This is a genomic window from Variovorax sp. DAIF25, assembly GCF_050711835.1.
GTDB lineage: Bacteria > Pseudomonadota > Gammaproteobacteria > Burkholderiales > Burkholderiaceae_C > Variovorax.
The window spans coordinates 4568020-4587983 of record NZ_CP136636.1; the positions used below are offsets into that span (position 1 = coordinate 4568020).

The 19964-nt window shown below is 71.4% G+C and carries 17 protein-coding genes; 7 read left to right on the forward strand and 10 right to left on the reverse strand.

What is annotated here, in order from left to right:
* Window positions 1-8 precede the first annotated feature (8 nt).
* A complete protein-coding gene (locus R0232_RS21170) occupies window positions 9-1547 on the reverse strand; it encodes a WD40/YVTN/BNR-like repeat-containing protein (protein WP_093344632.1) in 1539 nt (512 codons plus the stop codon).
* Between the two features lie 272 nt (window positions 1548-1819).
* Between R0232_RS21170 and R0232_RS21175 the strand changes: the two genes are divergently transcribed.
* Window positions 1820-2752, forward strand: a complete 933-nt coding sequence (locus tag R0232_RS21175; protein ID WP_431512917.1) for an aldo/keto reductase — start codon at window positions 1820-1822, stop codon at window positions 2750-2752.
* Between the two features lie 6 nt (window positions 2753-2758).
* Here R0232_RS21175 and R0232_RS21180 read toward each other — a convergent pair whose 3' ends face one another.
* Both R0232_RS21180 and R0232_RS21185 read right to left on the reverse strand, forming a co-directional pair.
* On the reverse strand, window positions 2759-3649 hold the full coding sequence (locus tag R0232_RS21180; protein ID WP_431509303.1) for an alpha/beta fold hydrolase: 891 nt from the start codon (window positions 3647-3649) through the stop codon (window positions 2759-2761).
* On the reverse strand, window positions 3646-4206 hold the full coding sequence (locus tag R0232_RS21185; RefSeq protein ID WP_431509304.1) for a cytochrome b: 561 nt from the start codon (window positions 4204-4206) through the stop codon (window positions 3646-3648). The genes R0232_RS21180 and R0232_RS21185 overlap by 4 nt, the downstream gene beginning before the upstream one ends.
* 128 nt (window positions 4207-4334) lie before the next feature.
* Between R0232_RS21185 and R0232_RS21190 the strand changes: the two genes are divergently transcribed.
* Entirely contained in the window at window positions 4335-5825 is a 1491-nt protein-coding gene (locus R0232_RS21190) for a glycosyltransferase family 2 protein (protein ID WP_431509305.1), read from the forward strand.
* Here R0232_RS21190 and R0232_RS21195 read toward each other — a convergent pair.
* Window positions 5816-6646, reverse strand: coding sequence for a DODA-type extradiol aromatic ring-opening family dioxygenase (locus R0232_RS21195; protein ID WP_431509306.1), 831 nt, complete (start codon window positions 6644-6646; stop codon window positions 5816-5818). The two genes, R0232_RS21190 and R0232_RS21195, sit on opposite strands and share 10 nt — an antisense overlap.
* A gap of 100 nt (window positions 6647-6746) precedes the next feature.
* On the opposite strand from R0232_RS21195, the gene R0232_RS21200 reads away from it, so the two are divergent.
* Window positions 6747-7691, forward strand: a complete 945-nt coding sequence (locus R0232_RS21200; RefSeq protein ID WP_431509307.1) for a LysR substrate-binding domain-containing protein — start codon at window positions 6747-6749, stop codon at window positions 7689-7691.
* 72 nt (window positions 7692-7763) lie between these two features.
* Window positions 7764-9623, forward strand: coding sequence for an ABC transporter ATP-binding protein (locus tag R0232_RS21205; protein ID WP_093344647.1), 1860 nt, complete (start codon window positions 7764-7766; stop codon window positions 9621-9623).
* A 26-nt stretch (window positions 9624-9649) separates the two neighbouring features.
* On the opposite strand, the gene R0232_RS21210 is transcribed toward R0232_RS21205, so the two are convergent.
* Entirely contained in the window at window positions 9650-10078 is a 429-nt protein-coding gene (locus R0232_RS21210; protein WP_431509308.1) for a VOC family protein, read from the reverse strand.
* Window positions 10079-10157: 79 nt separating this feature from the next.
* Between R0232_RS21210 and R0232_RS21215 the strand changes: the two genes are divergently transcribed.
* Complete coding sequence (locus tag R0232_RS21215; RefSeq protein ID WP_431509309.1) at window positions 10158-10778, forward strand: TetR/AcrR family transcriptional regulator; 621 nt, start codon at window positions 10158-10160, stop codon at window positions 10776-10778.
* Between the two features lie 148 nt (window positions 10779-10926).
* Here the strand turns inward: R0232_RS21215 and R0232_RS21220 are convergent, their stop codons facing one another.
* Window positions 10927-12036: an IS5 family transposase gene (locus tag R0232_RS21220; RefSeq protein ID WP_431512875.1), complete on the reverse strand. Its 1110-nt coding sequence runs from the start codon at window positions 12034-12036 to the stop codon at window positions 10927-10929.
* Window positions 12037-12510: 474 nt separating this feature from the next.
* Here R0232_RS21220 and R0232_RS21225 point away from each other — a divergent pair, with 474 nt between their 5' ends.
* The gene (locus R0232_RS21225) at window positions 12511-13911 is read left to right on the forward strand and encodes a DUF2868 domain-containing protein (RefSeq protein WP_431509310.1); all 1401 of its coding nucleotides are present in this window, start codon (window positions 12511-12513) and stop codon (window positions 13909-13911) included.
* A complete protein-coding gene (locus tag R0232_RS21230) occupies window positions 13908-15335 on the forward strand; it encodes a GTPase/DUF3482 domain-containing protein (protein WP_431509311.1) in 1428 nt (475 codons plus the stop codon). Before R0232_RS21225 ends, R0232_RS21230 begins: the two co-directional genes overlap by 4 nt.
* A 222-nt stretch (window positions 15336-15557) precedes the next feature.
* On the opposite strand, the gene R0232_RS21235 is transcribed toward R0232_RS21230, so the two are convergent.
* Genes R0232_RS21235 through R0232_RS21250 form a run of 4 tightly spaced genes read right to left on the reverse strand, consistent with a single transcriptional unit; the run spans window position 15558 to window position 19908 of the window.
* The gene (locus tag R0232_RS21235; RefSeq protein WP_431509312.1) at window positions 15558-17780 is read right to left on the reverse strand and encodes a xanthine dehydrogenase family protein molybdopterin-binding subunit; all 2223 of its coding nucleotides are present in this window, start codon (window positions 17778-17780) and stop codon (window positions 15558-15560) included.
* Between the two features lie 3 nt (window positions 17781-17783).
* Window positions 17784-18779 carry an FAD binding domain-containing protein gene (locus R0232_RS21240; RefSeq protein ID WP_431509313.1) on the reverse strand — a complete coding sequence of 332 codons (996 nt, stop codon included), beginning with the start codon at window positions 18777-18779 and terminating at the stop codon, window positions 17784-17786.
* Window positions 18772-19422, reverse strand: coding sequence for a (2Fe-2S)-binding protein (locus R0232_RS21245; RefSeq protein ID WP_431509314.1), 651 nt, complete (start codon window positions 19420-19422; stop codon window positions 18772-18774). Before R0232_RS21245 ends, R0232_RS21240 begins: the two co-directional genes overlap by 8 nt.
* A 30-nt stretch (window positions 19423-19452) precedes the next feature.
* Window positions 19453-19908, reverse strand: coding sequence for a DoxX family protein (locus R0232_RS21250; protein ID WP_057597412.1), 456 nt, complete (start codon window positions 19906-19908; stop codon window positions 19453-19455).
* Between the last annotated feature and the right edge of the window lie 56 nt (window positions 19909-19964).

Genomic DNA, 19964 nt, shown 5'->3' on the forward strand with positions numbered 1-19964 from the left:
GCCGCGCTTCAGTTGTCCTTGACGATCTTCCAGCTCTTGCCCTCGTCCGCGGAACGCAGGATCAGGTTGTCGGGCAGGAAGGCGATCAGGGAGCCGTCGGAGCGGTCCACCATCATCTGGCGCACGGCCTGCGGCCCCGTGATGCTCGGCGAGCCGCCGGTGTGGGTCCAGCTCTTGCCGCCGTCGCGCGTGGTCATCAGCCCCATCGCACCGGGCATCAGCCCGGGTGCGATCGGCGCCACCGCATAGGCCGTCTGGCGGTCCTTGAAGGCGATGGTCACGACGAAGCGGCTGGTGTTGAGGTCGCTCCAGGTCTGCCCCCAGTCCGGCGACAGCATGGTGGACTTGGTGAAGATCGCCGTCTGCGACACCAGGGTGCCGTCGGGCAGCGCGTTCACGTCGAGGGTGGACTGGCCATTGCTCGAGCGCGTCAGCGTGCGGCCGTCGGTGGCGTGGAGGTCGCCGTTCGGCATCATCACGCCCACCCGGTCGGGCGTGCCGAAGGCCATGCTGCGCATCCACGGCATGTTGATCGAACGGCTGTCGGAGAACTCGCCGAGCTTGCGCCAACCGACGCCCGGATCGGCCGACGCGTAGACGCTCCAGAGGCTGTCGCTGCGCGAGACCACCACCAGGCTGCCGTCGCGCATCGGCTGCGCCACCTGGATCAGGCCGTCGTCGGGCGGCAGCAGGTCCTTCCAGGTATCGCCCTCGTCGGTCGACAGGCGCAGCAGGCCTTCCTCGCCGGCCACCAGCAGGCCGCCGCGGTACGGCCGCACCGACAGCACCTCGCGCCAGGTCTTCGCGTCGATCTCGCGCCAGCGGCTCTCGCCGCTCTTGCGCCACAGCACCTTGCCGAGCTTGGCGCCGGCCATGAACTCGCCGTCGGCGGTCTGTGCCAGGCCATGCCAGGCGGAAGCGAGCCGCTTGAGCTGCGGCGCCAGCGCGGCGCGGCGATGCAGGTCGGGCGTGAAGATGAAACCGTGCTGCGGACGATCGCGCGTCTGCGCCGCCAGCGCGGGATAGAGGGTCTCGAAGGTCTTCTGCAGTTCTTCCTCCGGCCGCACGTAGGCGACGACGAAGCGCGAGCCCCCGCGCGGCTGGATCAGCAAGGTGCCGAGCAGCGTGACCTCGTCGCGCACCACGTCGAAGCTGCCGAACTTCGCATCGATGGGGAAGGTGTAGCTCATGTTGCCCGAGCCGCCCGCCGCGTGCTTGATGATGTAGCGGCCCGGCGCGACCATGCCGCTGAAGACGGCCGTGGTGTAGGTGGAACGGCGCGTGCGCTGCAGCACCACCATGTCCTGGCCGGTCTGCTTCTCGCCGGGCCCGAGCACGCGTTGGAGATGCAGGGTCCACAGCGTTTCGGCCGGGTCGTTCTCGCCGGGGCTGTTGGTGATCAGCTTCATCACCACGGCGCCTTCATGGCCCGTCAGGGTCTGCTCGGGCGCGATCGGCGGCGCGACGCAGGCGGCCAGCAGGGCCGCGGCCAGCAGCAGCACGAACCCGCGCAGCAGGCGGACGATGGGTCGGGGAAACGGGGTCACGGTCGTGGCTCTCTTGTCGGAATGGTTTTGCGGGATGGCTCCGGCGGATCGCTCGACGGCCGGACGGCAGGCCCTCCACCTGCGGACGCGCACGATACATTCGGGAACATCCGCGGGCAATCCACCGGACGAAGGTGTTGCATCGGCGCCAACCCGCGGCCCGCCCCCGCGAGCCGCTGCGCGATGCAGGGGCCGGTGCTATCGTCGATTCCACCCTTCCCATGAAGCCCCCCGGCCCGACGCCCTCCTCCCGGCCCACGCTCGCGGCGCCGATGCATCGCGCGCAGTTCCTGCGGCTCGCCGCGGCCCTGCCCGCGAGCGCCGCGCTGAGCGCGTTCGCGCAGCGGCCGGCCGGGTCCACGCCCCCGCCGACCATGAACACCCGCCCCATCCCCTCCACCCAGGAAGCGCTGCCCGTGATCGGCTGCGGCACCTGGATCGGTTTCGACCAGCGTCCCGGCAGCGAGGAATACCAGCGCCTCGCGGGCGTGCTCGAGGCGCTGTTCGCCGCGGGCGGCACGGTGATCGACAGCTCGCCGATGTACGGCCGCTCCGAGGAGAGCACCGGCGAGCTGCTGGCCGCCACGGCGGCGGCCCGCGGCGCGCGCCGCCCCTTCCTCGCGACCAAGGTCTGGACCTCGGGCCGCGAGGCCGGCATCGCGCAGATGGAGCAGTCCTTCGCGCGGCTGCGCACCGAGCGCGTGGACCTGATGCAGATCCACAACCTGGTCGACTGGCGCACCCAGCTCGCGACCTTGCGCGAATGGAAGACGCAGGGCCGCGTGCGCTACCTGGGCATCACGCACTACACGGCCTCGGCCTACGACGAGGTCGAGGCGGTGCTGCGCGCGCAGCCGCTCGACTTCCTGCAGATCAACTACTCGCTCGATGCGCGCGCCGCCGGCGAACGGCTGCTGCCGCTGGCGGCCGAGCGCGGCGTGGCGGTGATCGTCAACATGCCCTTCGGCGGCGGCGGCCTGCTGCGCCGGCTGCGCGAGCGCGCGCTGCCGGGCTGGGCCGCGGAGGTCGGCTGCGCGAGCTGGGCCCAGGTGCTGCTGAAGTTCGTGCTGAGCCATCCGGCCGTGACCTGCACCATCCCCGGCACCAGCCGCGCGGCGCACATGGCCGAGAACGCCGCGGCCGGCGCGGGGCCGGTGCCCGACGCGGCGTTCTGGAAGCGGCGCGCGGCCGAGGTGCTGGGCTGACGCCGCTCAGCGATCGAGGAAGTCGGCCACGCGCCGATTGAATTCCTCGGCCCGCTCGTACTGCACCCAATGCCCCGCGCCGTCGACCACGGCGCCTTCGCGCTGCGGCCCCTCGGCCACGAGCCGCGCCACCAGCGCGCGCGAATCGGCGGTCACGTCGAACTCGCCCCAGAGAAAGAGCTTGGGCCCGGGAATCTCGGCCAGCGCCACCTGCAGGCCGCCGCGGCGCGACACCTCCTTGCTGCGAAAGCGCGTGCCGTGGCAGGCGATGTCGTGGATCTCGAAGGCCAGCGGATCGGCGCGCGACATGTCGTGCAGCATCAGCGCGCCGAGGTTGTGCAGCAGCGCGGCGCGCTCCGCCTCGCGGTCCTGCGCGAGGCGCCAGTTGATCATCTCGACCGCCATGCGCCGCATCGTGCCGTGGCCGCCGCTGCCCACCAGCAGCATGCGGCGCACCGCGCGCCGGTGCAGCGCGAACTGCGAGGCCACCACGCCGCCGAAGGAGAAGCCGCCGAGGTCGATCGGCGTGCCGGCGCCGATCAGCACATCGAGCGAGCCGGCCAGCGCCGCGAGCGAGGGCGCGAGCGGATGCTCGTCGGGCGCCGGCGGGGGCGGCGTGCCCGAATCGTTGAAGCCCGGCATGTCGGGCAGCCACAGCGCGCGCTCGGCCGACAGGGCCTCGGCATTGCGCAGCCAGTGCATCCAGCTGCCGTGGCCGCCATGCAGCAGCACCAGCGGCGGATGGGCGCCGCCGTCGGCGGGACCGAAGCGGCGCCAGCGGATGCGCACGCCGGCCTGCTCGATGTCGTGATGGGTCGACAACGCGTCGACGCGCGCGATGACCGCGCGGGCTTCTTCCTCGGTCGCGGCCGAGAGTCCGGACAGGCCCGCGCTCATGGCAGCATCCTCTGCAGCTCGGCCTCGCCGTCGAGGAACTGGTGCTTGAGCGCACCGATCAGGTGCAGCGCGAAGAGCACGTAGAGCACATAGCCGGCCCAGGTGTGCACGCCGCCCAGCACGGTGTGGAGGTTCTCCTTCGCGGCGGCCTCGATGTCCATGATCCAGCCGATGCGCGGCCATTCGAACAGCCCGAACAGCTGCATCGGGTGCGTGGCCGCGTCCTTCCAGGCCGAGTCGTGCATCCAGCCCGACAGCGGCAGCGCGATCATCACGAGGTACAGCGCGCCATGGGCCGCATGCGCGCCGATGCGTTCGAGCCGGCCGTAGCTGCCGGGCATGGCCGGCGGCCGGTGAGTGGCGCGCCACAGGATGCGCAGGATCACCAGCCCCAGCACGGTGATGCCGATCGACTTGTGGGTGTCGATGGCCGGGCGCACCCAGTCGTCGGGAAAGCGGTCGACCGAGAGGATCAGCGCGATGTTGACGACCATCAGCAGTGCGATGATCCAGTGCAGCGCGATGGCGGTGCGTGTGTAGCGATGGTGAGGGGGCATGCGGGAATTTTCGGCGGGAGTCCGACTCAGCCTGTCAGGCGCGCGATTGTCCGGTCTTCGGCCTCGGACATTCGAAACCGCCGGCCCGTTCCGTGCGTACACCTTCCCATCGCCCTGGCGCCCCTGTCTTGAACGACCTGCTCCGCTCCGCCTTCGTCGCCGCGTCACCGCGACTCTCGCCCCCCGCCACGCCGCTGCGAAGCTGGCTCATCCATGGCGGTGTGCTGCTGCTGTGGGGCCTGCTGTTCGCCATGGCCTTCCGCCTGGGCAACGTGCAGGCCTGGTCGGTGGGCGTGGTCTACGTGCTCTACGACACCGTGCTGCTGCTGTTCGTGGGCTGGCAGACGCTCGCGATCCTGCGCCCGCGCGGCATCGCGCTGGCCTCGGCGCCCCTGCCGCATCCCGCCGTGGCACCGCACCGCGCCACGCTGGGCGTGATCGTCGCCGCGCACGACGAGGCCGCGGTGCTGCCCGTGACGCTGGCCGCGCTGCTGGGCCAGACCGATGCGCCCGACCGCATCGTGATCGCCGACGACGGCTCGACCGACGGCACGGCCGAGCTGCTCACCACGCGCTACGGGCTCGAGGCGCCCGAGCCGGGGCAGCTCAGCGCCGCGAGCACCCTGCATCCCAATCTGCACTGGCTGCGGCTGCCGCACGGCGGCAAGGCGGTGGCGCTGAACGTCGCGGTGCTGTGCATAGCCACCGAGACCGTGCTCACCGTCGACGGCGACACCCTGCTCGATGCGCATGCCATCGCCGCGGTGCGCCGCGCCTTCTCGGACGAACCCGCGCTGGTGGCGGCCACCGGCGTCATCACGCCGGTGTGCAGCCGCACGCTGGGCGGTCGGCTGCTGCAGTGGTTCCAGACCTACGAGTACATCCGCAACTTCCTCTCGCGCTATGCCTGGATGCGTGTCGACGGCCTGCTGCTGATCTCGGGTGCCTTCGCGGGCTTCCGGCGCGACGCGGTGCGCGCGGTGGGCGGCTTCGACACCGACTGCCTGGTGGAGGACTACGAGCTCATCCACAGGCTGCACCGCCATGCCCAGGCGCACGGCCTCGACTGGCGCGTGCGCGTGCTCGGCGACGCGCAGGCGCGCACCGACGCGCCCAGCAGCGTGGGCGCCTTCCTGCGCCAGCGCCGGCGCTGGTTCGGCGGCTTCCTGCAGACCCAGTACTGGTACCGAGCGATGGTCGGCGACCGCCGCTACGGCTGGCTCGGCACCGCGATGCTGCCGGTCAAGGCCATCGACACCCTGCAGCCGCTGTACGGCCTCGCGGCCTTCGGACTGCTCGTGATGTACCTGGTGCGCGGCGACTTCGGCGTGCTGTTGCCCGCGGCCGGCGTGATCGCCGCCAAGATCGTGCTCGACCTCTTCTTCCACCTGTGGTCGGTGCACCTGTACCGGCGCTGGGTCGGCCACGACGGCGAGGCCGGCATGCTGCAGGCCTTCGCGGCCGCGCTGATCGAGCCCTTCACCTTCCAGCTGCTGCGCCACACGGGCGCGGCCTGGGGCTGGTGGACCTTCCTGACCGGACGCGGCACCTGGGGCCGGCAGCAGCGCGTCGGGCTGGTCGATTCAGACGGCGCCGAGCGCCGGGTCGATCAGAAGTAGCCCGCGCCGCCGAAGCGGTAGCTCGACACCACGAGGCCACCCATGAAGGCCTCCTCGTGATAGACGCGCTCGCCCGCCTCCTGCTCGGCCGCGCCCACCGCCACCATCAGCGGAATCAGGTGCTCCTCGCGCGGATGCGCCATGCGCGCCGAGGGCGCGGCGGCCCAGTCCTGCAGGCGCTGCACGCGTTGCGCCGGTGCGGCCTCGACCGAGGTGGCGTCGAGCCAGTCGCCGAAGGCCTTCGACACGCCATGCGCCTGCGGCCCGAAGTTGCGCAGGTTGTGATAGCTCAGGCCGCTGCCGACGATCAGCACGTCCTCGTCGCGCAGCGGCGCGAGCGCACGGCCCAGCGCGATGTGCTCGGCCGGATCGAGACCGCGGCGCAGCGACAGCTGCACCACCGGCACCTCGGCCTGCGGATAGATCGCGGCCATCGGCGAGAACATGCCGTGGTCGTAGCCGCGCTCGGGATCGACGGCCGCCGGCAGGCCGGCCGCGGCGATCAGCGACTGCACGCGCTGCGCGAGCTCGGGCGAGCCGGGCGCGTCGTAGTGCACCTCGTAGGTGTGGGCCGGGAAGCCGCCGTAGTCGTAGATCATCGGCGGGCGCGGGTTGCCCTGCACCGTGAACACCGGCGCCTCCCAGTGGGCCGACACCATGAGGATGGCCTTGGGCGTGCGGCCGAGCTGGCGCGGCATGTCGGCCAGCGCGGCGGCGAGCCGGTCGTAGGTGGCGCCCATCTCGCGCTTCATCCAGGGCCAGGGGCCGCCACCGTGCGAGATGAAGTAGGTGGGCAGGCGGTTCGGGTTGTCGTGGGTCATTCGTTGCTTCCTTGAAGGCGTTGCGTCGACTGTAGATATTTCCTGCGAGGAAATCGACAGGCTACGATTCATCGAATCGTTTCTCCAGAGGAAATCATCGATGGACCGCATGACCAGCCTGCGCGTGTTCCGCGAGGTCGTCGAATCGGGCAGCTTCGTGGCCGCCGCCGAGCGGCTCGGGCTGTCGGCGCCGATGGCCAGCAAGCACGTGGCGCAGCTCGAGAAGTCGCTGGGCGCGCGCCTCTTGCACCGCTCGAGCCGCCACCTGAGCCTGACCGAGGCCGGCACCGCCTGGTACGAGCAGAGCCGGCGCGCGCTCGACCTGCTCGACGCCGCCGAGGCCGCGATCGGCCAGACCCGCGAGGCGCCGCGCGGCCAGCTCAAGCTCAGCGCGCCCGTGTGGTGCGCCACCGCGCGCTTCGCGCAGGTGCTGGCCGACTACCGCGACCGCTATCCCGAGGTGCTGCTCGACATCCACCTCGAGAACCGCAAGGTCGACCTCGCGGCCGACGGCTACGACCTCGCGCTGCGCGCCACCCAGGAGCCCTCGCCCGCGCTGATCGCGCGGCCGCTGTGCCGCGTGCCCTTCTTCCTCGCGGGCACGCCCGAGTACCTCGCGCGCATGGGCGGCAGCCCCGCGGTGCCGGCCGAGGTGGCGCGGCTCGGCGCGATCGTGCCGAGCTACGTGGCGCTCGACCACCTGGCACTCACCGGGCCGGGCGGGCGCCTGTTTCCGCTGCGGCTCACGCCGGTCATGCGCTCGGACGACACCACGCTCACGCTGCATGCGGTGCGCGCGGGCATGGGCGTGGCGTTCATGCCGGGCTGGCTGCTCGAGGACGACCTCGCGCAGGGCCGGCTGGTGCGCCTGTTGCCCGACCACGAACCGCACCCGGTGACGCTGTTCGCGGTCTACACCAGCCGCCAGTACATGGCGCCCAAGCTGCGTACTTTCATCGACTTCCTCGGCGAGCGGCTCGCGGCGCTCGAACCAAAGACCGCGCCCGTTCCCGCCACTTCGTCGCGCAAACCACGCAGAAGCTGAAGAAACGCACCTTTTCAGGGCAAGGTCATGCGCTCGCGGCTACAGTCTTCGGCTCTTCGGGAGAGTCAGTCCTTGTTCCGTTTCTTCGAAAAACTTCTACACCCCTACCCCGCCGCCGAACCTCCGCTTCCGCCGCAAGGCTTCTTCGCCTTCCTCTGGGCCTGCACGCAGGGCGTGCGCGGCAAGATCCTCGCGATGGCGGTGCTCACCGCCGTGATGTCGACCTTCGAGGCGCTGCTGTTCGCGCTGCTCGGACGCGTGGTCGACTGGCTCGGCGGCCAGGCGCCCTCGCGCCTGTGGGAAGACCGCGGCACCACGCTCGCATGGATGGCCGGGCTGCTGGTCGCCAGCATCGCGGTGGTCGCGCTGCAGACCATCGTCAAGCACCAGACGCTCGCGATCAACCTGCCGATGCGGCTGCGCTGGAACTTCCACCGCCTGATGCTGGGCCAGAGCATGGCCTTCTACCAGGACGAGTTCGCGGGCCGCATCACGGCCAAGGTGATGCAGACCGCGCTCGCGGTGCGCGAGACCGTGTTCGTGCTGGCCGACGTGCTGGTGGCGATGGGCGTGTATGTCGCCACCATGATCGTGCTGGTGGGCGTGCTCGACGCGCAGCTGATCTGGCCGTTCGTGATCTGGCTGGCCTTCTACATCGGCGCGCTGATCTACTTCGTGCCACGCCTGGGCGCGGTCGGCAAGGCGCAGGCCGATGCGCGCGCGCTGATGACCGGCCGCGTGACCGATGCCTACACCAACATCGCGACGGTGAAGCTGTTCTCGCACACGCAGCGCGAGGCCGGCTTCGCGCGCGACGCGATGCGCGAGTTCATGCACACCGGCTACGGCCAGATGCGGCTGGTGAGCGCCTTCGAGATCGTCAACCACACGCTGAGCATGGGCCTGACCGCAGGCATGGCGGGCACGGCGCTGTGGCTGTGGTCCACCGGCGCGGTCGGCGTGGGCGCGGTGGCCGCGGCCACCGCCATGGCGCTCCGGCTGCAGGGCATGTCGCACTGGATCATGTGGGAGATGACCAGCCTGTTCGAGAACATCGGCACGGTGCAGGACGGCATGAAGACGCTGTCGCGCCCGCGCGCCGTGCTCGATGCGCCGGGCGCCAAGCCGCTCGAGGTGCCGCGCGGCGAGGTGCGCTTCGAGCATGCGAGCTTCCGCTACGGCGCGGCCGGCGGCCGGCGCGTGATCGAGGACCTCACGCTGACGGTGGCGCCCGGCGAGAAGATCGGCCTGGTGGGCCGCTCGGGCGCCGGCAAGTCGACGCTGGTGAACCTGCTGCTGCGCTTCCACGACCTGGAGAGCGGCCGCATCCTGATCGACGGCCAGGACATCGCGCTGGCCACGCAGGATTCGCTGCGCAGCCACATCGGCATGGTGACGCAGGACACCTCGCTGATGCACCGCTCGGTGGCCGACAACATCGCCTACGGCCGTCCCGACGCGACGCCGGCGCAGATCGAGGCCGCCGCGCGCCGCGCCGAGGCGCACGACTTCATCGGCACGCTGGGCGACGCCAGCGGGCGCCACGGCTACGAGGCCCACGTGGGCGAGCGCGGCGTGAAGCTCTCGGGCGGCCAGCGCCAGCGCATCGCGATCGCGCGCGTGATGCTCAAGGACGCGCCGATCCTGCTGCTCGACGAGGCCACCAGCGCGCTCGACTCCGAGGTCGAGGCCGCGATCCAGCAGAGCCTCTACACGCTGATGGAAGGCAAGACCGTGATCGCGATCGCGCACCGGCTGTCGACCATCGCGGCGATGGACCGGCTGATCGTGCTCGACGAGGGCCGCGTGGTGGAGGAAGGCGACCACCGCACGCTGATGGCCAAGGGCGGGCTCTATGCGCGGCTGTGGGCGCACCAGAGCGGCGGCTTCCTGGGCGACGCGCTCGACGAGGAAGAGGCGGCGCTGGCCTGAGCCTCGCCGCCGACCGATCGGGCCGATCAGGTCGGCAGCGCGCCCGCCTCGTACTGCGCCACGAACTCCCCGCTCGGCGGGATCGGCTTGATGATGTCGATCAGCACCCCGTTCGGGTCGCTGGTGATGAAGTGGCGCTGGCCGAAGGCCTCGTCGCGCAGCGGCAGCAGCACCGGCAGGCCGGCCGCGGCCAGGCGGTCGTACACCGCATCGGGATCGTCCACCTCGAAGTTCAACAGCAGCCCGCCCGCCACCTTGCCGCGGCCCGCGGCGGGAATGGTCTCGTGCCGGCCGTCGAGCACCGCGAGGTTGACCGAGGGCTCGCCCTCCAGTTGCAGGTGCACGTACCAGTCGCTCGTGAACAGCGGCGCGAAGCCGAAGTGGCGCTGGTAGAAGTCCGCCGTGCCGGCGACGTCATTGGTCATGATGACCGGGTAGTAGCTCGTGACTTTCATGAGGGCTCCTTGGGATGGCTGAAACTGACATACAGTCTGTATGTTTGATTGAATATACATACATACAGTCTGCATGTAAATGACCTCCAAGATCATCCGGACCAACAAGGAGCGCACCGAGACCACGCGCCAGGCGCTGACCGAGGCGGCGCGCGCCCTCTTCGTCGACCAGGGCTATGGCCAGACCTCCACGCCCGACATCGTGGCCGCGGCCGGCATCACGCGCGGCGCGCTCTATCACCACTACGCCGACAAGCGCGACCTGTTTCGCCATGTGCTCGAGCAGGAGTCGCGCGCGGTGGCCGCCGAGATCGCGGCCGCCACGCCCGAGGCGCTGGCGCCGCGCGAGGCGCTGCTGATCGGCAGCGATGCCTACCTGCGCGCGATGACCGTGCCGGGCCGCACCCGGCTGCTGCTGATCGACGGGCCGGCCGTGCTCGGCATGGCGGAGATCATGGCGATGGACGATGCGAACGCGGCCCGTTCGCTGCGCCAGGGACTGGCCGAGGCCGGCATGGGCCGCGGCGAGGTCTCGCTCGATGCGCTCTCGCAGCTGCTGTCGGCCGCCTTCGACCGCGCCGCGCTCGAGATCGAGGCGGGCGCCGATGCCGCCGAGGTGCGTGCCGCGATGCGCTGGCTGCTGCAGCAGGCACTCGGGCCCGAGGCGCCCTCGAAGCCGGCGCGCAAGACGAAGTCCTAGCAGGCTGTTGAAATTCGACGTTGCAAACGTCGATTGGTTAGCTTGATCAGGCGGTTGAAGCCGAATTGGCCAGGGCTTGGCTGTCGGTTTGGACCGATGAGGCTTTGCGCACGTGCGCCACACGTCGGGCAGGGGGCCGTTCGTGGGCTCATTGCACAGCCCTTTGAGGCCCAATGCACAGCATTCGAGCCATCCGCACGATATTGCTGGCCGTCATGGTGAGCTTGAACTGCTGGTCGACACGCTGGAGTCCGCGGTACATCGTCTGTCGTATCCTCCCGACCGTCTTCGCCCAGCCGAAGTGCTCTTCGATGCGCTTGCGCACGACCTGGCTGGCAGCGTAGCCGGCGTGACGAGTCGTTCGTCCATCGACGGCGCTGCCACCCCAACGCGTCGTGTGGCTGGCCACGTGCGGCGTCACGCCGCGCTTGCGGCAGTCGGCGATGAAGTCTCGCGTGTCGTAGCCCTTGTCGGCTGCGACCGTCTTACGGTGTGCTCCGGGGACGGTGTCGAGCATCGCCAATGCTGCCGAGCGCTCGCCGTAGCCGTCGGCGTACGTAACCACCGCGCCAACAACCAGACCGTTGCGGTTCTCCATCAGCACATGGCCTTGATACGCCAGGATCGCTGCAGTGCTGGCGCCCTTGCGGAACAGTCTGGCATCCGGATCTGTCTTGCTCTGGTGCGTATCGTTGCTGCGTGGTCGGCCCTTCCAATCGCGCTCCTGGTTGCGACCTGCGGGGCCGCCACCCGCCCCGGGCCCGTCGCCGTCCTTGGGCAAGAAGCTCTTGTGACTGGCCCAAGCCTGGATGAGCGTGCCGTCCACCGAGAAGTGCTCCTTGCTCAGCAGCTTGCGCTTGTCAGCCAGTCGCATCACCTGGGCGAAGAAGCTCTCGACGACAGCGTGCTCCAGCAGGCGATCACGGTTCTTGGAAAAGACTGAGTGGTCCCAGACCTCGTCATCGATGGCCAGCCCGATGAACCAACGAAATAGCAGGTTGTAGCGAACCTGCTCCATCAGTTGCCGTTCGCTGCGCACGGAGAAGAACACCTGGATCAGCATTGCCCGTAGCAACTTCTCGGGGGCAATCGACGCTCGCCCAGTCTCGGCGTAGATCGTGTTGAACAGACCGTTCAAGCCGACCAGTGCCTCATTGACCAGCCCGTGGATGGCTCGCAGCGGATGGTCTGGCGGCACGAAGTCATCAAGTTTGGCCAGCGTGAACAGGCCTTCCTGCATCCCATCTGATCCGCGCATCGGTATCACCCCACGTCGTTGCGTCACTTCAACCGTACCAGCATCAGTCTCTTCCCGAACCAGCAGTTCCCCGGAGAAATTCAACAGCCTGCTAGGCCGACCCGGGCAGCGGAAGGTATGTCACGACCGGCCCTGCAAGTCCTACAGAACCCGCCGCCCCCCGCCGACACCCTGGGTACCCCCTGCGCCGTGATGCTGGGACCATCGTCAACAACGTGGAGTGCTCGCGGTGAATTCCATCATTTACATCGTCGGTCTGGTCGTCGTGGTCGTGGCCGTGCTTTCGTTCTTCGGCCTGCGCTGAAAGACGTCAGTCCCCCTCGAACCATCCACACGCCAGAGAGGAACGGGGCCGCGCTGCGGCCCCGTTTTGCTTTGGGGGCGCCGGGCATAATCCGCGCGCTGAGCCGCCCTCGGCCGAGGGCTCATCGTCGGCTTTCCGCCGGCCCTGCCTCTGTTCGCGAAGGGACGCTGTTGACCACCACCGCACTGCGCGAGAACCCCGACTTTTCCGATGCGGTGATCACCGAGGCGATCCGATGGGCCGAGCAGAACGGCCCGCTCGACGACGCGCAGGCCATGCGCATCGCCGCGCAGGCGCCGCACACGCCGGCACGCATCGCCGAACGCGCGCGCCAGCTCGGCGAACGACTCGGATTGCAGGCCGAACTGCGGCGCGCGCGCCAATGGTCGCCCTGGGTGCTGCTCGGGCTCGTGGCCCTCATCGTCGTCGCCGGCCTCGCGCTCGCGGGCAACGTGGTGGGCGGCGGCGAGCGTCACATCAACGTGATCGTCGCGCTCGTGAGCCTGCTCGGCGTGCACCTGCTGACGCTGCTGCTGTGGCTGCTCGGGCTGTGGCTGCCGCTGGCCTCGTTCAGCGCGGCCTCGCTGGGCTGGATCTGGCTCTCGCTGACCGCGCGCGTGGCCGGCGGCCGGCACGGCCAGGCGCCGCTGCTCGTGCGCGCCACCACCGGCCTGCTGGGCCGCGCGAGGCTGCTGCCCTGGGCCTTCGGCATCGTGAGCCACGGCATCTGGTCGCTGTCCTTCGCGGTGGTGCTCGCGGCGATGCTGTTCGCGCTGGCCTTCCGCAGCTACACGCTGAGCTGGGAAACCACCATCCTCGATCCCGCCTTCTTCGTGCGCGCGGTCGATGCGCTGGGCTGGGCGCCGTCGCGCCTGGGCTTCCCGGTGCCCGACGCCGCCACCGTGCTGGCCACCGCGCCGCCGGCCTCGGGCCAGCGCACCTGGGCGCTGTGGCTCACGGGCTGCATCCTCACCTACGGGCTGCTGCCGCGCCTCGTGCTGCTGCTCTGGAGCACCGCCGTGTGGCGCCATCGGCGCCAGGCGCTGCAGCCCGCGCTCGACGCGCCCTACTACCGCCAGCTCGCGGCCCGCTTCGCGGCGCTCGCGCCCAGCGCCATCGTCGATGCCGATCCGGGCCGCCGCGCGCGCGAGGCGCCCGTGGGCCTCGCGCCCGCGGACCTGCGCGACCTGCGCGTGCTGGTCGGCTTCGAACTGCCGCCCGACATCGGCTGGCCGCCCGAGGGCCTGCCCGCGGACCTGCAGCTCGAGCGCATCGACGGCAGCGCGCCCGAGCGCCGCGCGCTGCTCGACCGGCTCGCGCTCGCACGGCCGCGCTGCGTGGTGCTGGCCTGCCGCGCGGCCGCGAGCCCCGACCGCGGCACCGAGCGCTTCGTGCGCGACCTGCTCGCGCACAGCGGCGAGTGCCGCCTGTGGCTGATCGCCGAGGGCGGCAACGACGGCCCGGCGATCGCGCGCTGGCTCGCGTGGCTGCGCGACGCCGGCCTCGAACGCGTGGCCGCGGGCACCTCGCTCGGCGAGTTGCTGGGCTCCACCGACACCGTTGCGCCATGAGCGAGCCGATCCGCATCGCCGTCGTCGGCCACACCAATGCCGGCAAGACCTCGCTGCTGCGCACGCTCACGCGGCGCATCGATTTCGGCGCGGTGTCCGACCGCCCCGGCACCACGCGCCATGTCGAGTCGGTCGACCTCGAGATCGACGGTCGCCCCACCGTGCGCTTCTACGACACGCCGGGCCTCGAGGACGCGGTGGCCCTGCGCGAGCATCTCGCGCGCATCGATCCCGCGGGCCAGGCCACGCCGCCCGAGCGCATCCGCCGCTTCCTGCAGGGCCCCGAGGCGCACGGCGCCTTCGAGCAGGAAGCCAAGGTGCTGCGCGCCATGCTCGACATCGACGCCGCCTTCCTCGTGATCGACGTGCGCGAACCGGTGCTGCCCAAGTTCCGCGACGAGATCGAGCTGCTCAATGCCTGCGCGCGGCCGGTGCTGCCGGTGCTCAACTTCGTGCGCGACGCGGCCAGCCGCGAAGCCGCCTGGAAGGAACTGCTCTCGGCCTACGGCCTGCACGTGCAGGTGCGCTTCGACGCGGCCGCGCCCTTCGTGGGCGCCGAGCGCGATCTCTACGGCGACCTCGCGACGCTGCTGCGCGACCGGCGCGAACTGCTGCGCGGCGTGGCCGATGCGCTCGAGGCCGAGGCCGCGGCGCGGCGCCGCGCGGCCGCCGCGCGCGTGGCCGAGCTGCTGGTCGACGCCACCGCGCTGCGGCGCAGCGTGCCGGCCACCGAGTTCGCCGATCCCGCGCGCCGCGACGCGCTGGTCGCCGCGCTGCGCAAGACCGTGTTCGACAAGGCGCAGCGCTGCGCCGACGACCTGCTCGCGCTCTACGGCTTTCGCCAGGGCGACGCGGCCGAGGCGCCGCTGCCGATGATCGAGGGCCGCTGGGCGCTCGACTTCTTCAACCCCGAGGCGATGAAGGACGCGGGCCTGCGCCTGGGCAAGGGCGCGGCCATCGGCGCCGCGGTCGGCGCGGTGGCCGATCTCGCGGTGGCCGGCCTCTCGCTCGGCGCCGGCGTGGCGCTGGGCAGCGCGATCGGCAGCGCGGTCTCGCAGGGCTGGGGCCCGCTGGGCCGCAAGCTCGCGAACAAGCTGCGTGACGTGCACGAGCTCACGGTGGAGGACGGCGTGCTGTTCACGCTCGCGGCCTGGCAGCTGCAGCTCGCGCGCGCGCTCGAGCGCCGCGGCCATGCCGCCACGCAGCGCATCGAGGCGGTGGACGCCGGCGCCGACGCGGCCGGCGAGGCCATCGCCGCCGCGCTGCGTGCCGCGCAGCCGGCGCGCAGCCATCCCGAATGGGAGAGCGGCCAGGGCGCGGCCGGCGCGCTGCAGGCGGTGCGCGCGCTGTGGCGGCCCGCGCCGCAGCGCGAGGCGCTGGTGGGCACGCTCGCCGGGCTGCTGCAGGGCGGCTTGGAGGTTTGAGGCCTGGTCGCGACTCGATCGGGGATCGGGATCGGACAGCCGTACGCAGAGGGCGCGAAGGTTGCGCGAAAGACGCAAAAGAACAGCCTTGAAGGGGGCCGTGCGCGATCGACGGTCGCGCGGACGAGAAGCGCCACGCATGCGAGGCGATCACCATTCCTTGCTTGCATTCTTTCGCGCCCTTCGCGAAACCTTCGCGTCCTCTGCGTCCGGTCCCCGAATTCAGTCGAGCAGATCCTCCAGCCGCAGCGGCAGCCGCCGCAGCCGCTTGCCCGTGGCATGGAACACCGCGTTCACGATCGCGGGCGCCACGCCCACCATCGCGACCTCGCCGAGTCCCTTCACGCCGAGCGCGTTGAAGCGCGTGTCGGGCTTGCCGACGAAGCCGACCTCGATGCGGCCGATGTCGGCCGCCACCGGCAGCACGTACTCGGCCAGGTCGGCGTTGAGGAAGCCGCCATGGCGCGGATCGACCTCGCTGGCCTCGCGCAGCGCGGCGCCGATGCCCCAGACCACGCCGCCCTCGACCTGGCTGCGCGCGGTGCGCGGACTCGCGACCGCGCCGCAGTCGGCCACGCTCACCACGCGCGGCACGCGGATGCGACGCGTGGTCGGCTCGATGCGCACCTCGACGAAGTGCGCGATGAAGCTGAAGCCCACGTAGTCGGGATAGACCGGCCCGGCCGCGGCCGGCAGCCCGCCCGTGAGCCGGCCGTAGACCTGCTCGGGCTGGCCGGGTGCGCGACGCCGGCTCTCGGCCTCGGCCTGCGCGCGGCCCGAGGCGCGCAGCAGTTCGAGCGCGGTGGCGTTCGTGCCCGCGCCGGGGGCGTGGGTGCGCAGGTCTTCCATCAGCCGCTGCGCCGCCTCCTGCACCGGCGGCAGCGCGGTCGCGGTGCCCCAGGAGCCGGCCGTCAGGTGCTGCGGCGCGGCACCGGTGTCGCCGAGCGCGATCTCCACCGCGGCCACCGGCGCGCCGAGCACGCGTGACACGGTGAGCGCGATCGCGGTGCGCATGCCCTGCCCCATCTCGTGGCCGCCCACGGCCACGCGCACGCGGCCGTCGCCGGCCAGACCCACGGTGGCGAAGGCCGGCGCCATCGCGGCCTTGTAGGCGCCCACGGCCACGCCCCAGCCGATGCGGCTGCCGTCGGCGGCGCGCATCGAACCCGGCGCCATGTCGCGCCGCGCCCAGCCGAAGGCCTCGCTGCCCTGCACCAGGCACTCGGCCAGGTGGCGCGAGGAGAAGGGCTTGCCGGTCAGCGGATCGACCGCGGTGTCGTTGCCGAGCCGGAAGGCCACCGGGTCTCGGCCCAGCAGGTACGCCATCTCGTCGACCGCGCTCTCGAACGCGAAGGCGGCCGGATGCTCGAAGGGCGCGCGCATGTAGCCCGGCGTCTGCACGTCGGTGCGCACCAGCCGGTCGCGGCCGAGGAAGTGCTTCACGCCGTACAGCCGCGAGGTGATCTCGCTGCCGCTCGAGGGAAAGAGGTCGTGACGCGAGGTCTGCTGGTCGATGTCGTGCACCGCCGCGACCAGCCGGCCCTCGCGGTCCGCGCCCAGGCGCACGTGGTGGCGGCTCGCAGGCCGGAAGCTGGCGTTGTGGAACAGCTGCGCGCGCGTCAGCACCAGCTTGACCGGCCGGCCGAGCTCGCGCGCGGCGATCGCCACCGCCGCGGTGTGCGACTGCAGCGAGTTCTTCTGCCCGAAGCCGCCGCCGAGCGTAGGCGAGAGCACGCGCACGCGCGCCGGCTCCATGCCGAGCTGCTTCGCGAGGCCGTGGCGCACGCCCTCGGCGTTCTGCGTCGGCTCGCGCACGGTCAGTACGCCCTCGTTCCATTCGGCCACGGTCGCGATGATCTCCATCGGGTTCTGGTGCTGGATCGGCAGCTCGTAGCGCGCCTCCACCGTGAAGGCCGCCGCGGCCAGCGCGGCCTCGGCATCGCCCACGCGGCGGTCGGCGAACATCGGCTGCGGCAGCAGCGCGGACTGGGCCTGCGGCTGCGCGTCGGGCGCATCGATGCCCGCGACGAAGGGCTGGGCCTCGTAGCGCACCTCCACCAGGGCCGCCGCCTCGCGCGCGGCCTCGAGCGTGTCGGCGACCACCATCGCGACGGTCTGGCCGCGGTAGGCGATCTGCGCCGAGCGCAGCGGATAGAAGCTCTGGAAGCCGAAGCCGCCGCCCATCAGGAAACCGCCCGATTCGAAGGCGCCGATGTTCTGGTGCGTGTAGACCTTGCGCACGCCGCGCACGCGCTCGGCGGCGCCGGTGTCGATGCGCGCCACGCTGCCGCGCGCGATGCGCGATGGCACGAGCGCGGCATGCAGCAGGCCGGCGCGCGCATCGTCGGCCGCATAGCGGGTGGCGCCGCGCACCTTGTCGTGCGCATCGACGCGCTCGGCACCGGGCCGCGCGCCGCGTTGGGGGTTGCTTGTCGTGGTTGCCATTTTTCAGCTCCTGTCCCGGGCCAGCATCAGCGCGTCGGTCACCGTCTCGATGCCGAGCGCCACCTTGAAGCCGTTGTGTTCGAGCGGCCTGGCCTGCGCGAACGCGATCTCGGCCGCGCGCCGCGCCGCGGCCTGCGTGAAAGGCCGCCCGACCAGGCTGCGCTCGGCCTCGAGCGCGCGCCACGGGTGCGTGGCCACGCCGCCGAGCGCGATGCGCGCATCGACCACGCGGTTGGCGCGCAGGTGCAGGCCCACGGCCGCCGAGGCCAGCGCGAAGGCATAGGACTCGCGGTCGCGGATCTTGTGGTACGTGGAGGCCCTGCCCGCCGGCGTGCGCGGCACGCGGATGCGCACGATCAGCTCGTCGGCCGCAAGCACGGTCTCGAGGTGCGGCGTGGCGCCGGGCGCGCGGTGCAGCTCGCGCACGGCCACCGTGCGTTCGCCGCGCGGGCTCAGCGTGTCGACCTGCGCGTCGAAGGCCGTGAGCGCCACCGCCCAGTCGCCCGGATAGACCGCCACGCAGGCCTCGCTGCCGCCGAGCACCGCGTGGCCGCGGTTCACGCCGGCCAGCGCCGCGCAGCCGCTGCCGGGCACGCGCTTGTTGCAGGCGAACTCGGGGCCGCCGCGGAAATAGGCGCAGCGCGTGCGCTGCAGCAGGTTGCCGCCCACGCTCGCCATGTTGCGCAGCTGCTGCGAGGCGGCCTTCCACAGCGATTCCGACAACGCGGTGAACTCGCGCTGCACCACGGGATGCTCGGCCACGTCGCTCATCGCGGCGAGCGCGCCGATGCGCAGCTCGGCCCGGTCGCTGGCGTCGATCTCGCGCAGGCCCTCGATGCGGCCGATGTCGACGACGGTGGCCGGCGCTTCCACGCCGAGCTTCATCAGGTCGAACAGGGTGGTGCCGCCCGCGAAGTAGCGAGCGCCGGGCTGGCTGCGCGAGAGCAGCTGCACGGCCTCGGCGCTGCTGCGCGGCCGGTGGTAGGCGAAGTCATGCATGGCGGCGGCCCTCCATGCCTTCGGTCTCGGCGCGCATGCGCGGGGCGGCATCGCGGATCGCCTCGAGGATGCCGGCGTAGGCACCGCAGCGACAGAGGTTGCCGCTCATGTACTCGCGGATCTGCGCCTCGCTGGTGGCATGGCCCTCGCGCACGCAGGCGATGGCGGCCATCACCTGGCCCGGCGTGCAGTAGCCGCACTGCAGCGCATCGTGGTCGACGAAGGCCTGCTGCATCGGATGCAGCGTGCCGTCGGGCGCGGCGATGCCCTCGATGGTGGTGACGGCGCAGCCGTCGGTCTTCACGCCCAGCGTGAGGCAGGAGGCGACGCGCCGGCCGTCGAGGTGGACGGTGCAGGCACCGCACTGGCCGTGGTCGCAGCCCTTCTTGGCGCCCGTGAGGCCGAGCTGCTCGCGCAGCACGTCGAGCAGCGAGGCGCGCGGCTCGAGCTGCAGCGCATGCGGCTGGCCGTTGATGACGACGCGGGTGTCGATGCGCGGCGGCGCGGGCGCTGTGTCCTGTGCGTTCGCCAGGCCGGTGCTCGCGACACTCGCGGCACCGGCGGCACCGGCCGCGGTGCTCATCATGAAGGTGCGGCGGCTCAGCGCGGGCGCGCCGGTGCCGGGGGATGGGGTGGGGTTCATCGTGGCGTCCTTTCTTTTTTCTTCTTCTGCTCAGACCTCGCGCCCGATGCGCGCATCGAGCGACAGCCGGCCGCCGCCGCGCGCCAGCAGGCACAGCGCGATGAAGAACAGCATCAGCGGGTATTCGAAGCCGCGGTCGATCCACGGGAAGGTCGGGCCCATCACGTAGCAGATGACCAGCATCTGCACCGCGACCATCGCGGCGACCACGCGCGTGAACAGGCCGGCCGCCAGCATCAGCCCGCCCACGCCCTCGAGGAGGGCGACGAACCAGCCCAGCAGCTCGGCGCCCGGCAGGTGCAGCACGTTGGCGATCAGGTTGACCGAGCCCTTCATCGGGTCGGCCATGCTGCCGTGGCTGCGGCCCAGCAGCTTGGGCAGGCCGTGGGTCACGAGCATCAGGCCGAAAGCCAGGCGCAGCAGCGCGTAGCTCAGCGGCTCGAAGCGGTCATAGGTGCCGCGCAGGCGCGGAAAGATCAACTGCATGGGGGTCGCTCCTCGGAAGGAAAGGGTGACGAGGCGCGGCGGGATGGCCGCGCGCT